Annotated in this window: 9 protein-coding genes and 1 pseudogene; 8 read left to right on the forward strand and 2 right to left on the reverse strand. The window is 48.3% G+C overall.

Annotated elements, in window-relative coordinates; genetic code table 11:
• Window positions 1-145 precede the first annotated feature (145 nt).
• The 4 genes and pseudogenes from ACTWJ7_RS08625 (at window position 146) to dnaI (ending at window position 8,642) form a co-directional block, all read left to right on the forward strand.
• Window positions 146-1,465, forward strand: coding sequence for a glycoside hydrolase family 125 protein (locus ACTWJ7_RS08625; protein WP_301881284.1), 1,320 nt, complete (start codon window positions 146-148; stop codon window positions 1,463-1,465).
• A gap of 1,544 nt (window positions 1,466-3,009) precedes the next feature.
• Window positions 3,010-3,414: pseudogene (locus ACTWJ7_RS08630) on the forward strand (beta-galactosidase); the annotation flags it as partial.
• Window positions 3,415-4,638: 1,224 nt separating this feature from the next.
• Complete coding sequence (locus tag ACTWJ7_RS08635; RefSeq protein WP_301881287.1) at window positions 4,639-7,461, forward strand: alpha-mannosidase; 2,823 nt, start codon at window positions 4,639-4,641, stop codon at window positions 7,459-7,461.
• A 230-nt stretch (window positions 7,462-7,691) separates the two neighbouring features.
• Entirely contained in the window at window positions 7,692-8,642 is a 951-nt protein-coding gene (gene dnaI / locus ACTWJ7_RS08640; RefSeq protein ID WP_079347662.1) for a primosomal protein DnaI, read from the forward strand.
• 118 nt (window positions 8,643-8,760) lie between these two features.
• On the opposite strand, the gene ACTWJ7_RS08645 is transcribed toward dnaI, so the two are convergent.
• Window positions 8,761-8,916 carry a YqzM family protein gene (locus tag ACTWJ7_RS08645; protein WP_094937839.1) on the reverse strand — a complete coding sequence of 52 codons (156 nt, stop codon included), beginning with the start codon at window positions 8,914-8,916 and terminating at the stop codon, window positions 8,761-8,763.
• A 264-nt stretch (window positions 8,917-9,180) separates the two neighbouring features.
• Here ACTWJ7_RS08645 and trxA point away from each other — a divergent pair, with 264 nt between their 5' ends.
• On the forward strand, window positions 9,181-9,498 hold the full coding sequence (gene trxA / locus ACTWJ7_RS08650; protein WP_017692451.1) for a thioredoxin: 318 nt from the start codon (window positions 9,181-9,183) through the stop codon (window positions 9,496-9,498).
• A gap of 478 nt (window positions 9,499-9,976) precedes the next feature.
• Entirely contained in the window at window positions 9,977-12,067 is a 2,091-nt protein-coding gene (uvrC, locus tag ACTWJ7_RS08655) for an excinuclease ABC subunit UvrC (protein WP_024632631.1), read from the forward strand.
• On the opposite strand, the gene ACTWJ7_RS08660 is transcribed toward uvrC, so the two are convergent.
• Complete coding sequence (locus ACTWJ7_RS08660) at window positions 12,005-13,732, reverse strand: CPBP family intramembrane glutamic endopeptidase (protein WP_443145335.1); 1,728 nt, start codon at window positions 13,730-13,732, stop codon at window positions 12,005-12,007. The two genes, uvrC and ACTWJ7_RS08660, sit on opposite strands and share 63 nt — an antisense overlap.
• Before the next feature lie 466 nt (window positions 13,733-14,198).
• Here ACTWJ7_RS08660 and ACTWJ7_RS08665 point away from each other — a divergent pair, with 466 nt between their 5' ends.
• Together ACTWJ7_RS08665 and ACTWJ7_RS08670 are read left to right on the forward strand one after the other, a co-directional pair.
• Entirely contained in the window at window positions 14,199-15,533 is a 1,335-nt protein-coding gene (locus ACTWJ7_RS08665) for a TrkH family potassium uptake protein (RefSeq protein WP_301881469.1), read from the forward strand.
• 17 nt (window positions 15,534-15,550) lie between these two features.
• On the forward strand, window positions 15,551-16,222 hold the full coding sequence (locus tag ACTWJ7_RS08670; RefSeq protein WP_024632628.1) for a potassium channel family protein: 672 nt from the start codon (window positions 15,551-15,553) through the stop codon (window positions 16,220-16,222).
• Window positions 16,223-16,233: the final 11 nt, after the last annotated feature.

The raw sequence follows: 16,233 nt of genomic DNA on the forward strand, positions 1-16,233 counted from the left end.
TTTTACCTTCTGGAGAAGGGAATCAAAAAAATCTGGGGATAACAGCGATCGGAAGGTTATTCTGTCATCGTAGTGGTTAGTGTGAATGTTCTCAGCTGATCTTTTACAGCTACACCATTCAATTTGTTAAGGAGTGCACTCATTCATGGAACAATTCAGACTACCCAAAATACCGATGCCACCTGTTGCATTGCCACAAGCCGTTCAGGCTGTAATGGAAGAAGCGGAGCAGAAGCTGGCGCACAGACCGAAGCTGCTTCAACTATTCAAGAACTGTTTTCCCAATACGATTGAAACGACAACGAAATTAATGGATGACGGCACGACCTTTATCATCACTGGCGATATTCCAGCTTCCTGGCTGCGTGATTCCGTGGAGCAAGTGGTGCACTATATTCCGTTTGCGAAGGAAGATGCAGATCTGCAACGTATCATTGGCGGTTTGATCAAGCGCCACATCCAGTACGTTCATATTGATCCGTATGCCAATGCCTTCAATGAGACAGCCAATGACTGGCACTGGAACACAACCGACGTGACGGAGATGTCACCTTGGGTATGGGAGCGCAAATTCGAGATTGATTCCCTGTGCTTTGTTATCCGTCTGGCTTATTTATATTGGAAAGAAACCGAATTGACGGATATTTTTGATTCCAGCTTCAAAGCAGCAATGCTCAAAATCGTGGAGTTGTTCCGCGTGGAGCAGCATCACATGGAGCAATCACCATATAGCTTTACCCGCAATAACGGCATTGCTACGGATTCGATCCGCAATAATGGACGAGGCATGCCTGTCAATTACACAGGTATGATCTGGTCTGGATTCCGTTCCAGTGACGACGCGTGTGATTTTCACTACAACATCCCTGGCAATATGTTTGCCGTTGTTGCCCTGCGTCATATGCAGGAGTTCGCGGAGTGGGTGTTCCGTGACATGGCACTTCTGCAGGAGCTTAAGGATCTGGAAGCTGAAGTAGATCATGGTATTCAGCTTTACGGGATTTACCGTCATCCTGAATTTGGCCCGATCTACGCGTATGAGACGGATGGCTTCGGCAACTACTGCCTGATGGATGATGCGGGTACACCTGGACTGATGTCCATTCCTTACCTTGGCTATGTCACAGCGGATGATCCGATCTATCAGAATACGAGACGTTTTGCGCTCAGCAAAGAGAATCCGTTCTATTATGAAGGCAAAGTTGCCAAAGGAATCGGCAGCCCGCATACACCGCCGGATTACATCTGGCATATGGGTCTGTCCATGCAGGGGTTAACGGCCCAGTCTGCTGAAGAAAAGCTGGAGATTATTCGGATGCTGGAAGCAACAGATGCGGATACAGGGTATATGCATGAAGGTTTCCATGCAGACGATCCGACGATATTCACAAGAAAATGGTTTGCCTGGTCCAACAGCCTGTTCTCCCAGTTGGTCTATAAATCCATGAAGGATGGCCTGCTATGAGTAGCGCACAGGTGAAGGGAACCAAGCTGATTATTTTCTCTGATCCAGCGTTTCCGGTGCAAGGCACGTTGCCAACGCAAGATGCTCTTGATTCATGGAATGCGTCCGAAGAAGTCATCGTTGCAGGCGCGGATGAATTGGCTTCGGTTTTGAGCAGGGCGGCAGGCGAAGGGTGTTTCGTGAATCTGCATGCACCCTATTTTCCAAAATCGGCTTGGACCGAAATTGCAGCTTTTCTTCATCAGGGCGGAAGCCTGATCAGCGTTGGTGGCGCACCATTTAAGCGTCCTGTTCGTCAGGAGAATGGGACATGGGTTTCCGAGTCGGAACAAACGGCATATCACCAGGAACTTTACATTCATGAGGCGTTACAGGTATCCGCAGCCAAAGTGGATTCACTAACTTCATCCGAAGATATTCCGCTCCTTGCAGGTAAGGAAGGAATGTTCGAAAGTGCGGATACGTGGAACCTGGTACCTCATACAACCAAAACTAGCGATTTACCACATCAGATGGGTTCTTCAGGTCCGATGAGCACGCAGATTTCTTCGCTGCTCCGAGGCTATAGCAAGGATGGTCGCAGCATCGCTGCCCCGATCGTATTGTGGGAAAACTCCCGCAGTACGTTTGCCAGTTCCCGCTGGTTGTTTGTGCACCTGCCTCTGACAGCTATCTTCTGGGAACAGAACGGAGCAGCTGAAATGGTGAATTGGGCACGGTATTGCGCCAAAGGTGTAACCGAGCTATCTCTGAAGCCGAACTATGCTTCGTATGAACCGGGTGAACGAGCTTCACTGATTCTCCAAACCCAAATTCTACAGCGTGCGGGCAGCAGACGAAGTGAGCCTGAGGTGTGGACGTTTGATTTGACGGTTGAACGGGAGAATCGCACCAATGGCACGGTAGAGAAGGTATGGAATCATCACCTGGAGATGGAAATTTCCGGCGAGCAGCGTTTTGAACGCATTCTTCTTCCGGTTTCAATCGAGAGCGGGCTGTACCGCATCGTGAGTCGTGTTCAGGCACCAGATGGAGAAGTTCGCATAATGCGGCAGGGTTTCTGGGGGCAGGACGCGGCCTTGTTGGCAGAAGGTGAAGTTATTACACGCAGCAGAGATTATTTTATCAAAGACGGGCGTCCGCTGCCTGTTGTTGGTATGACCTACATGACCTCTGACGTGGCACGGAAATTTCTGTTCTTGCCCAATGCAGATGTGTGGGATCGGGATATGGCACAGATGGCGAAAGCGGGCATTAACTGGATTCGGACCGGGATCTGGACTGCCTATCGCAACATGATGCAGGTGGATGGACACATGTCCGAGGATGTACAACGCGCCATTGATGCGTTCCTGTTAACGGCAAAACGGCATGGCCTTCAAGTGACGTTTACCTTTTTCTCCTTTACACCTGAGACGTGGGAAGGAACGAATCCGTATCTGGACCCGCAGAGCGTAGATGCACAGAAACGATTCATCCGCAGCATTGTCAGTCGTCACAGACATTCCACACATGTGGACTGGGATTTGATTAATGAACCGTCGATGTTTGATCCGGTGCGCATATTCTCGAATGGTCCACGTTCGGCACGAGATTTGTATGAGCAGCAGGCGTTTATCGAGTGGCTTCAGCAGCGTCATCAGACGATTGAAGCGCTGCAAGAGGCATGGAACATGTCACCTAAGCAGCTCCCGGACTTTACGGCAGCAGTCATTCCAGAGCCGGAAGAGATCAATTTCGATGTTCAGGATATGCACAAGGCTAAAAAGGGAACACGCTGGCTGGATTACTGTCTCTTCTCGATGGAGATGCATAATGTTTGGGCAAGAGAGCTTGTAGGCACGATCAAGGATCTCGTTCCTGATCACCTGGTTACCGTGGGACAGGATGAAGCTCTTGGAGCACAGCGGCCTTCACCGTTCTTCTATGAACAGGAAGTGGATTATACAACGGTGCATTCCTGGTGGCTCAATGATGATCTGATCTGGGACGGTATTTTTGCCAAAACACCACATAAACCGAATCTCATTCAGGAGACAGGCATCATGTATGTGGAAACGCCGGATGGCCGGGCCAAACGCACAGAGGAAGAGCTTCACAGCATTCTGGAGCGTAAATACGCTTATGCCTTCTCAACAGGTGGTGCCGGAGCCGTGCAGTGGATCTGGAATACCAACTTCTATATGGATAATGCCAATGAATCTCATATCGGGGCGCTGCGAGCGGACGGTACGGAAAAACCTGAGGCCGATGTGTCTTATGACTATGGACGATTTATGGAACAGATTCGGGACTTGTTTACCGATCGTGAGCTGGAGGAAGTTGCAGTAGTCTTCCCGTATTCCAACGACTTCTCGAACCGTGCCCTTGCTTACGATGCAACAACGAAACTTACCCGTGTGATGGCTTATGAGTTAAAGCTGCCGTTCCGGGCTGTATCCGAGTATCATCTGGAAGCTTTGAAGCAGCAGCCACCGAAGCTGATCATGGTTCCGAGTCCGCACAACATGGACAACGGTGCGTTAAGCGAGCTGCTGAACTTCGCGGAGAAGGAAGGAGCTACGCTGCTTATTACCGGACCGCTCGGTTTGGATGCCTATTGGAAGAGAAGTGAACGGGCAGATCACCTTGTAGGCGAGCGCAGTCTGGGCAACGTACAGCGAGAAGAAATGCTAAATATTAACGGGGTGAATCACCGCGTCACGTATGGTCGTCGCCGGATTGCCGAGGTGGCAAAGGAAACGTTGCTTCATGCGGAGAATCATACACCTGATGAAGTAGTATTACTGCCATTAGGCAAAGGCAAATTGATCTGGAGTCCGCTGCCGCTGGAGTTGAATGGCCGGGATGAGCCGCTGGCAGACCTGTATCGATATGCGTCAGAAGTGGCTGGCATTGAACATGAGCTAGAATGGATATCTGGCGGTGATCTGGCAGGGATTTATGGCCGGAAGCTGAGCTTCCCGAAAGGAAATCTGTACGTATTCGTGTCAGAGTTTGCTTGGGATCATGAGGTGAAAGTCAGAGATAAGCGTACAGGAGTTCTGTATACGTTCCTGTTGGAGAAAAATCGCTCTGTGCTGTTTGCCACAGATGCTGCCGGACAGCTGCAAGCTGTGTATCGTCCGGATGAGGTAGAGATTGTACAACAAGAGGTAGAGGGGAATAATTCAATGACTAAACCGACAAGCAAATCGAAGAGAGCACATATTATTTCTCATACGCACTGGGATCGGGAATGGTATCTGCCGTATGAGAAGCACCATATGCGATTGGTTCAACTGGTGGATTCATTACTGGATCAGCTCGATCAGGGCCCTGATTTCAAAAGCTTTTATCTGGACGGCCAAACCATCATCATTGAGGACTATCTCCAGGTTCGACCTGAGCAGAAGGAGCGGCTGGAGAAGCATATTCGTGATGGACGAATTGTCATTGGACCATGGTATATCCTGCAAGATGCCTTCCTGACCAGTGGTGAAGCCAACGTTCGTAACATGCAGGTCGGGCATCGGGATGCAAAGCGTTACGGAACACCTTCAAAGATCGGATATTTCCCCGATACCTTTGGACTGGTGGGACAGACACCACAGCTTATGCTGCAATCGGGCATCGATAATGTCTTCTTCGGGCGAGGCGTGAAGCCAACGGGCTTCAACAACACGGTGTCTGACGCTGGATACGAATCCAGTTTCTCAGAGCTGATGTGGGAAGGCCCGGATGGATCGAAGGTGCTCGGTGTTTTATTTGCCAACTGGTACTCCAACGGGAATGAGGTTCCGGTGGACGAAGCTTCGGCTCGCAAATTCTGGGAAACCAAGCTCGCAGACGCAGAGAAATATGCATCGACAAATGAATTGCTGTACATGAACGGATGTGATCACCAGCCGATTCAGAAGGATCTGCCTGAAGCCATCCGTATGGCTGAACAGTTGTATCCCGATATCGAGTTTGTTCACTCCAACTTCCCTGACTATCTGTCCGCCTTGAAAGAATCTGCGGTTCAAGAGCTGTCTGTTGTAAAAGGAGAGCTGCGCAGCCAACGTACCGATGGCTGGGGCACTCTGGTGAACACAGCTTCGGCTCGCGTTTATCTGAAACAAATGAATCAGTTGGGACAGGCCATGCTGGAAAAGGTGGCTGAGCCACTGGCTTCGTTCGCGCACCTGTTGGGTCATCCTTATCCTCATGATCAACTCACTTATGCCTGGAAAACGTTGATGCAGAATCATCCGCATGACAGCATCTGTGGCTGTAGCGTAGACGAGGTGCATCGCGAGATGGTTACACGCTTCGATAAGAGCCGTCATGTCGCTGAGGCCCTGATTGAGGACAGCACCAGCCAAATCGCAACAGCGGTAGATACTTCAACCTTTGAACGCTTTGGTGAAGAAGCGCGGCCTGTGGTTGTGTTTAACACATCGGGATGGGAGCGCAGCGGTGTGGTTCAGGTAGAACTGGATGCGGCCCGTCTGTACTTCCGTGAAGGCTTCTCATTGGAGGATATGGCTGCCAAAATGAACGCCATTGACCTGTCAGGCCGTATATTGGTGGATGAAGAAGGTAAACCAGTTCCTTGTACGGTAGAGGATTTGGGTCTGCAGTTCGGCTATGATCTGCCAGATGACCGATTCCGTCAGCCCTATAGCTGTCGCCGGGTCAGCATTACGTTTGAAGCAGGGAACGTGCCTGCACTTGGTCTGAGGACGTATGCTTTGGTTCGCATGAACAGCAATGCTTCGAGTGATTTAAATGCTGTCGCTGGAGAGTCTGTAGATACCAATGCGACTTCATCTACACTGCTGCGTGGTGAACGTGGCATGGAAAATGAATATTTGATCGTAAATATTGCAGACAACGGTTCATTTACACTCACAGATAAACGGACAGGACGGACGTACAAGGATCTTGGCGTGTATGAAAATGTCGGCGATATCGGCAATGAGTACATGTTCAAACAGCCAGAGAATGAAGTGGCATTGACTACGAAGGATCTTCAGGCAGAGATTCGGGTCATCGAAGATGCGCCTTACAGAGCATCCTACGAAATTGTTCATCATTGGGAGATTCCTGAGTCCGCGGACGAAGTGCTTGATCGTGAGCAGCGGGAACTGATCTATTACCCGCATCGCAAAGCGCAGCGTTCCAAGCAAATGGTGACGCTCAAGATCCGAACCATTGTGTCGTTGAGTCGCAGTGGAAAAGGCGTCAAGCTCGAAACAACCTTCAACAATCAGGCGAAGGATCATCGGGTGCGGGCACTCTTCCCGACGGATCTGACAGCGGCTGTTCATCACGTGGACTCGATGTTCGAAATTGCTGCTCGTGATAATACGCCTGCACCGGAATGGCAGAATCCGAGTAACACTCAGCATCAGCAAAGTTTTGTTGATGTGAGCGAGGATCAGGCTGGATTGGTTGTAGCCAATCTGGGTCTGAATGAATATGAGGTTCTTGAGGATGGACGGAATACAATTGCCGTAACATTGCTTCGTGCGGTGGGAGAGCTTGGAGACTGGGGATTGTTCCCGACACCGGAAGCTCAGTGTCTCGGAGAGCATTCCTTCCAGCTGGAGATCATCCCTCATGACGGGAACGGAGCTACCTCCGGAGCATACATTGAAGCATACCAGTTCCAGATTCCATGGACTATGGCTCAGACGGACGTACACCCGGGTTTCCTGACGCCAAGCAACACACCGTTTGAGTGGCAAGGGGACGGTCTTGCGTTTTCTTCACTGAAGGTGAACGAGGATTCGGGTGATCTGATGTTACGTTGGTATAACATGAGATCTAATACGACGGAATTGAAATTTGCTGCTTCGGAGTCCATCCCGCAAGCATTGGCAGACGCATATCAGAGCAACATTCTGGAGGAAGAGACAGGCAAGCTGAATGCTTCTATTATAAATGAATCCTCGGCTGCTATGATTAGCAAGGAATGGGCTTTGCAGGCGGGACCTTGCGAGATTGTTACCGTGGGGTTGCGTCGTTAATTTGGCAAGCGTGATCGGATCCATTCTTTGTGTAGAGTCTACCTGAAGTTCAACGGACTGTCATGGAATGGATAATGTTTTTTCCAGCTGAAAATGTTGAGTTATTCCTCAAGTTTATATAGAATGAACAGTAGCATTACAAGCGATCGAAGGTTACCCTGCCATCATGATGGTCATCGTAAAATTTAATTGTTCATTCTATATTGAAACTATTAAGGAGGCTTGAAGCCATGGAATCCTTGGGAGGACTGCTTCAGCAGCTGAATCCTTCCTTTCGTGAACAGTCGCGGCGGATTGCGGCGGAATTGATGGAAGATCCGTACGTACGCGAATTCCGCGCAGGTCATCCTGAACTGAAAGATGCACAGCTTATGACCGATCTGAGCAAGCTGTATCAGTATGCCAAAGATTCGAAGAACTGTGCGAATTGTCCGGGGCTCGACAACTGTCCTAACGATTTCCAGGGTCACTTTTGCAAACTGGAAGTAGAGCATTTTAACGGTAAACCCGAAATTATAGATAAAAAAGCACCTTGTTCCAAACATATCGCCCGGCAAAACGAGCATGTTATCAAGCAGAGAATCCGCAGTTTCTATGTGGACGAGCGTGCGCTCAATGCAGGATATAACGATGTGGAAATTATGGGCAAGGATCGGATGCGTGCTCCGGCGGTGAACCAGGTTCTGCGTTATATTAACGAGACCAAGGAGAATGGATTGTCTCCGCAAGGACTGTTTTTGGAAGGATCATTTGGAACGGGCAAGACGTTTCTGATGTGTTATCTGCTGCATGAACTCGCGGTTGTGGGCCACACAGGTGTCATTATCTACATGCCTGACTTTGTGGAGGATCTGAAATCCATGATCAGTGAAGGAAACAAGCTGAAGGAAACGACGGATATTCTGAAAAGCTGTGATCTGCTCATCTTTGATGATATTGGGGCAGAGAATCTGAACCCATGGGTTCGGGATCATGTGATGGGTTCCATTCTGAATTATCGTATGAATCGCAAGCCTACATTTTATACGTCCAACTACAACTTGGATGGGCTGGAGAAACATCTTAGCTTCACCAGCAGGGACGGCGAGGAAATGAACAAAGGCCAGCGTTTGATGGACCGGATTCGTCCGTTTGTGGATGTCATCTCGGTTCGGGGTGAGAATCAACGGGGCAAACGTTAATCCCTATTATGTCACCGATCTGATCTGATTATTTTTACTCATACAGTCCCAAAAAAAGCCTGGCTTTCGCATTGTCGCGAAAACCGGGCTTTTCTGGCCTGCGTGCAGCCTGAAGATCCTATTCGGTAATAAATTTGAAGATAACCATTCCGAAAAAGATGACCGTCATCAGGCCGGCCATGCCAGTAACACCCGCTATAAGATCAAACAGATCGTTACGGGGTTCCTCGTTCACATGTTCACGCGGGTCGTTGATTCGCACATTTGCATCCATGGTATTGCCTCCTTATGGGGATTACAGCTTGCCCTTTTTGGGAGCTGAAGCCCGGAGTAATTTTAGTATACTTGGAAAAGAAAGCGTTTGTAAAGATTTTGCAGTGATCCTGCCAAGTTCTTCAATTGTGAAGATTTGATGTTGGGAAGATGAACATTGATGCGTTCATTTCACAAGTTTAAAGTACCTGTGTTATACTGGAAGTGTCGTTCACGACGTTACAGGTTAAAATAAACCGTAAGTATATATAAGGAGGACAATTTCATGGCTATTGTTAACGTATCCGATCAATCCTTTAACGCTGAAGTCGAAGGCGAAGGAACGGTTCTTGTTGATTTTTGGGCGCCTTGGTGTGGTCCTTGTAAAATGCTCGCTCCAATCCTGGAAGAGCTGTCCACTGAAGTTGGCGATGCAGTGAAAATTGCTAAAGTCAATGTGGACGAAAATCCGGAATCTGCTTCCCGCTTCGGCGTAATGAGCATTCCAACTTTGATCTTCTTCAAAGACGGTCAACCAGTTGATAAAGTGGTTGGTCTGAACTCGAAAGATGCTCTCAAAGGAATTATCGCAAAACATCAATAAGTTACCAGGCTTACACATACGCCTCCGGTTATGCGCCGGGGGCGTTTTGCGTCGAAACCTTTTATATAGGACAATATAAAGTATAATTATTTTTACACGATAACGTAGAGTGCAGGACCGATCTGGGGAAGCGTAGCGTTCCCATTTATTCTAAGACTTTTCCCTTATATATTATTGGATCTAATTATTTACACAGTAACGGAGAGGACAGAAAAAACCTGGAAAAGCGGAGCGGTCGCATTTATCACCGGATGTTCCCTTTGAAAAAAGGGGAATCGAAAAAATCTGGGGATAACAGCGATTGGAAGGTTGTTCTGTCATCGTAGTGTCAGTGTGAAATATCTTTTAGTTCAATTAAAATAGAAAGGAACTCATAGAAAATCCGGGATAATGACGATCGAAAGATGGTACTGCAATTGGAGTGGTACAGTGTAACCTTTTATTTATACTTTTTTCAGGAAGGAGGACCCACCGAATTATGGATGAATTCCTTACAAACGTACAGGAACAGGAGAAGGCACTGGAGCAGATCCGCCACAAGCTGGCTTTGCTGCCCGACATGTCCGGCTGTTACCTGATGAAAAACAGTGAAGGTACCATTATTTATGTAGGTAAGGCCAAAGTGCTGAAGAATCGCGTAAGATCTTATTTTATCGGCAGTCATAATGGGAAGACCCAGCGCCTGGTGTCCGAAATCCGTGATTTCGAATATATCGTTACTGGCAGTAACATGGAAGCGCTCATTCTGGAGTGTAACCTGATCAAAAAACATATGCCGCGGTATAACGTGCTGCTCAAGGATGACAAGACATTTCCTTACCTTAAAATTACGAATGAAAAGCATCCCCGGCTCGAAGTGACCCGGCGTGTGCTCAAAGATAAAGCCAAATACTTCGGACCTTATCCGAACTCGTATGCGGCACACCAAACGAAAAAGCTGCTTGACCGGATGTATCCGCTGCGCAAATGCGGCGTAATGCCAAAGGAAGTTTGCCTGTATTACCATATGGGTCAGTGTCTGGCTCCATGTGTTCAAGAAGTGGGCAAGGAGCAGTATGATGAGATCTCCCAGGAGATCAGTTCCTTTCTGAGTGGCGGGCATGAAGAGATCAAGAAGGATTTGCAGCGCAAAATGCAGGAAGCGGCTGAGGATCTTTATTTTGAACGTGCCAAAGAGCTTCGGGATCAGGTTATCGCCATTGACGCGATGATGGAAAAACAGAAAATTACGATGGCGGACGCCAGAGACCGCGACGTATTTGGTTTTGCCATTGATAAAGGCTGGATGTGTGTCCAGATTCTATATATGCGTCAAGGGAAAATGATCGAACGTCACGTCTCAACATTCCCGTTTTACGGTGAGGCATACAGTGATTTTATGTCTTACGTGACCCAGTACTATAGTGATAATCCAGCATTGCCGCAAGAAATTTTACTGCCGGAAATGCCGAAGAATCTGGAAGATGGTGAAGTCAACGAGGATGCTGTATCTGATGCTGATGGAGCGCGATCTGCGGCCGTGACAGCTGAGTCAGAACAGACAGCACGGTTAACACAAGATTCAATTATGGAGCCACGTGTTGCCGAATCCCGTGCATCTTATGGAGATATCCAGCCAGAGGTAGATTCAGAAGAAGCTGCGATGGTCATTCAGGACAACGCTGTTGCTGAGGCGGATGTATTGGCTGATAAACAGGCCCCAGGCCTCGAAGATCCTTCTCAGGTCGCAGCTGCATTGCAGGAATGGCTGGAAATCAAAGTCCACATCCCGCAGCGTGGGTTGAAACGGCAGATGATTACGATGGCGGTAGATAACGCACGCGTAGCGTTGGAGGAGAAATTCCGTCTGATCGAGCGCAACGAAGAGCGAACCTCAAAGGCCTCGGAAGGCTTGGGACGTTGGATTGGCCTGGATCAGCTGCGCCGGATCGAAGCGTTTGATAACTCAAACATCCAGGGAACCAACCCGGTATCTGCGATGATTGTATTTACCGATGGCAAACCGGATAAGAAAGAATACCGCAAGTATAAAGTGCGCTCGGTAGAAGGGCCAGATGATTATGAAACGATGCGAGAAGTTATCCGCCGCCGTTACGAGCGGGTGCTGAAAGAAAACTTGACCCAGCCTGACCTGATTGTTGTCGATGGAGGCAAAGGCCAGATTTCGGCCGCCGTGGACATTTTGGAGAATGAATTGGGATTGTTTATTCCGGTATGTGGATTGGTGAAGGATGCGAAGCACAAGACCTCGCAACTAATGATCGGCAATCCGCCGGAAGTCATTTCCTTGCCACGTGACAGTCAAGAGTTCTACCTGTTGCAGCGGATTCAGGAAGAGGTCCACCGTTTTGCAATTTCGTTCCACCGGGAGCAGCGTGGAAAATCGATGGTGACTTCCCGTCTGGATGCTATTCCAGGGATCGGTGAAAAGCGGCGCAAGCTGCTGCTGAAGCATTTTGGCTCTTTACGCAAAATAAAAGAGGCCAGCGTCGAAGACTTCCGGCCTCTATCTATTGGTGACAAGCTTGCGAATCAAATTATTGCAGCACTTCGTGATGAGGAGTCGTAACATACGGCTTCTTTTTTTGTTTGGATTCAATTTGTAAATGACATAACCAACGATCCCCGGAAGTACAATCCAGAAGAGTCCGGCGGAGATGTTGAGCGCATCACCCATGAAGATCAGGCTGAGCCCCATCAGCAGGCTATCAAAGATAACATGTGCGAATACAACGGCGATGAAGCCGTGCCGCAGCATGATCAGACTGAACAAGAGTCCAATGACTGTCAGCTCAATCGGACGTGTAATGACGGGATAGATGGGATACAAGGTGTGACCCAGTGCCCAGATCAATGTTGGGATGAGGCAGGCAATGAACGTATTGCGTACTACCTTCTGCATCATGCGAATTCCGAACAAACGATAGACCGTTTCCTCACCAATCCCGGCCATCCAGGCCATAATCGGGAAGATCCAGGCATAACTCATGTTGTACGTGGACTGATCAGCCGATGTTGTCGACCAGCTTCCAATACTCCGCTCCAAAATAAAGAACAGTACAGATTGCACACCCAGCAGAATCAAGGCCCATAGGTAACCTGTATACATACTGTGCAGCACATATTTTCCGTATCCGGGCTCTTTGGCGCGAGGCCAAGGATTCAGACCGATTTTGCGCCACATGCCGTCACCGGCAACGAGCGACAGATAGATGGTTGCACTCATGACCAGAGTGATCCCCGCCTGCATGACCATCAGGAAGGTCAGCATAAAGTTAGATAGCCCTTGCGCCTGAAATAGCGGCATCATGTTCAGGGTTCCAATAACGGAAGCCGCAAAGTATACCAGAGACAGTACGATTCCGCGTTTGAACGACGTGTGTGCTCTCGTCAGAATACTGTAGATGATCGCGAGCACGCCCAGCACAAAGGTCAGAAAAGCATAACCACCGTAAGTCATCCAGTTGGCTTGGCGGGTCTGATTTTGTACATAATCGGTATGGGAGACAGGGACCGAGAAAACCGATTCAAAGGAGCGGACGGCTCCGTCTTCAAACGTAAAGTTCAGTTCCAGCTTGGAATCTCCAATTTGCTTTTCATTATCCGTGTATTTCAGTCCCGCTTCTTCTTCACGGGTGTCGAGCTGAAGTTTCGGTACATTATACCCGAATTCGCCAAGAACTCCAGCGGCTAGCTGCTCTTTCTCATTTAAAGAAAGGTTATCTTCGGCTAAGCGTTGGGCAGCATTCACTTTACTTTTGTCCTGCTCAGCCTCGATGGATGCATACAGGGAAGAAGGGAGCTCGCGCTTAAAGGCGACCACTTTTCCTGTTCTCATATGTACGTCAACATTCAAATAACCGCCTTTGTCCTGATCGGGCAAACGAACGCGGTACACATCGTATGGATAGGTTGTTTCCCATTTCTTGTTATAGGTTTCTAACTGTTTGGTTTTGGCCATATACCCATAGATATCGGAGTGGGTTTGGTATGTCACTAACTCGTTTCCAGTCTTCGTCGGCAGGGTATAATCGGGTAGAGAAGCTGCAAAAGACCGAGCCGACTCCGCCGCTTTCTCCTTGCTTATAAAGGATGTAGACTGGATATCAGTCGTTTGCGATGAGGTGGCAGGGAAGATTTGAAAAACAAAAAACAGAATCAGGCCAATCGCCGCAAGCAACCCTAAACGCTTGAAGTTAGCTTTGAGTACCAAAGGCTGCCCTAAGGGATTCATTTAATATTGTTCCTCCTTTATTAATATGGATATTAAAGTAAAGATAGCACAGCCCAAGCCCCGAATGCCAATGGTGAAACGAGAAGCGGTGCAAATGCATGAAAACGAATGAAAATGATCGAAACAATATGATCTATCCGTCGCCATATCTGAGTTTTTCCCTTTTTGACGGAATTCGATGCTATTTACACAAAAATCGTTTTGTATACAAACGCCTCAGCGCTTATAATTTTGAATCAAATGTCCAATATTCCGCATGTCTTTAGGCTAACAAGGGAACGAATAGAATGTATTCCAACCTAATGTTATGTGATTCAACGATAATTCATACATGTTTACGCTCCGAAATGGAGCTTTCCAAGTGCTTGGGTATAACGAAGAGCGTTATGGAAAAGCGCTTCGGAGAAAGGCTCCACGTTGTGGAGTCATTTTCTTTTTGGCAGAGGTGGATGATACTTAAGTGAAAATGAATGTTCAATGGATGCGGCTATCGCCACCCCGAATTCTGGTCCTCGGGTTCGCAGGTATTATATTGCTTGGGACACTTCTGCTGATGCTTCCGGCATCCAGTCGAAGCGGGGGCAGCCTTCCTTTTATTGATGCGCTCTTCACCGCGACTTCCGCAGTCTGTGTAACAGGGCTGGTTGTCGTGGACACGGGAACTCACTTTTCGACGCTGGGTCAGGTCGTGATTGCAATCCTGATTCAAATTGGCGGACTCGGCTTTATGACGATGTCGACACTGGTGGCGATTGCGTTCAAACGACGCATCTCTCTGCGTGAACGGTTGATTTTACAGGAAGCGATGAACCAGAGCACGATGGAAGGGATTGTCCGTCTTATTCGCAAGGTTGTGGTCTACTCGCTCATACTGGAAGGCATATGTGGCACGTTGTTTGCCATTCGCTGGTCGTTTGATATGCCGGTAGGGCAGGCCATATATTATGGATATTGGCATGCCATCTCCATGTTTAACAATGCTGGGTTCGACATGTTTGGAGAATTCCGCAGCTTAACCGGGTATGTGTATGATCCGCTCGTTAATTTTACAGCTATGTTCCTGATTGTTTCCGGCGGCATTGGCTTTGTTGTTCTGTCTGATCTGGTAGAGTATCGGAGAACGAAGAAGCTGTCGCTGCACTCCAAAGTGGTGCTGCTGACGACAGGATTGTTAATCATATTTGGTGCACTGGTTATTTTTGTATTTGAATTCAGCAATCCCCGTACATTAGGTGGCCTGAACTGGGGTGGCAAAATATTGGGTTCATTTTTCCAGTCCATCACGCCGCGAACAGCTGGTGCTAATACGTTAGACATCGCCGGGCTGAGGCAGGCAACGCAATTTTTCATCATTATATTAATGTTTATCGGGGCTTCTCCAGGTTCCACAGGAGGCGGGATCAAAACGACCACCTTTATGATTATGATCGGGGCTGTTGTCGCGATGATTCGTGGGAGGGAAGATATCGTCTTTTTCAGGTACCGACTCTTACAGGAACGGATTTTTAAAGCATTGACGATTACGCTCCTCGCACTGTTGCTGATTATCGCGGTTACGATGGTGCTCAGTACAACGGAAGACAGCAGTTTTCTGACGATTTTATTTGAGACGACATCAGCTTTTAGTACGGTTGGTTTGTCTATGGGACTTACGCTGAAGCTGACCACGATCGGCAAGATTTTGATCTGTTTCACCATGTTTGCAGGGCGTCTTGGGCCGATTACACTCGCGTATGCACTTGGACAGAAAAAGGGTAAAGAATTGTACAGGTATCCGGAAGGCAAAATGATTATTGGATAAGGGGTTCGTGAAGAACAATGAAAACACAGCAGTTTGCGGTGATTGGGCTTGGGCGCTTTGGCTCCAGCCTGGCACAGGAATTAATGGAACTTGGATATGAAGTGCTGGGTATCGATAAAAATGAAGAAGTCGTCGATGACATGAGTGAATTGGTCACCCATGCCGTCGTCGCGGATTCGACGGATGAGGAAGTGCTGCGCTCCCTGGGCATCCGCAATTTTGACTGCTGTATCGTTGCCATCGGGGCGGATATCCAGACCAGTATTCTAACTGCCATTTTACTGAAGGAACTCGGTGTGAAAACTGTTGTGGCGAAAGCTATTTCGGTTCTTCATGGACGAGCACTGGACAAGCTGGGGATCGATCGTGTCGTTTATCCAGAGCGTGACATGGGAATCCGGGTTGCCCACCAGCTTGTTACCCCGAATCTGCTGGATTATATCGAATTGTCCGATGATTACAGTATTGTGGAGATGAAGGTTCCAGCCTGTCTGCATAATAAAACGCTATCCACGCTAAATGCACGAGTGCGCTTTGGTTGCAGCATTGTAGCTTTGCAAAAGGAAGCCGGGGTCATTATTGCCCCGACTGCACTGGACTCGCTCCAGATGGGTGACATTATGGTCATTATCGGTATGAATGATGACATTGATCGGTTTGAGGAAGAAGTGATCAGCCAGGAGAGCTGATTCCTTGAAAC

The sequence above is a fragment of the Paenibacillus sp. 1A_MP2 genome (assembly GCF_052244825.1).
GTDB classification, from domain to species: domain Bacteria; phylum Bacillota; class Bacilli; order Paenibacillales; family Paenibacillaceae; genus Paenibacillus; species Paenibacillus vandeheii.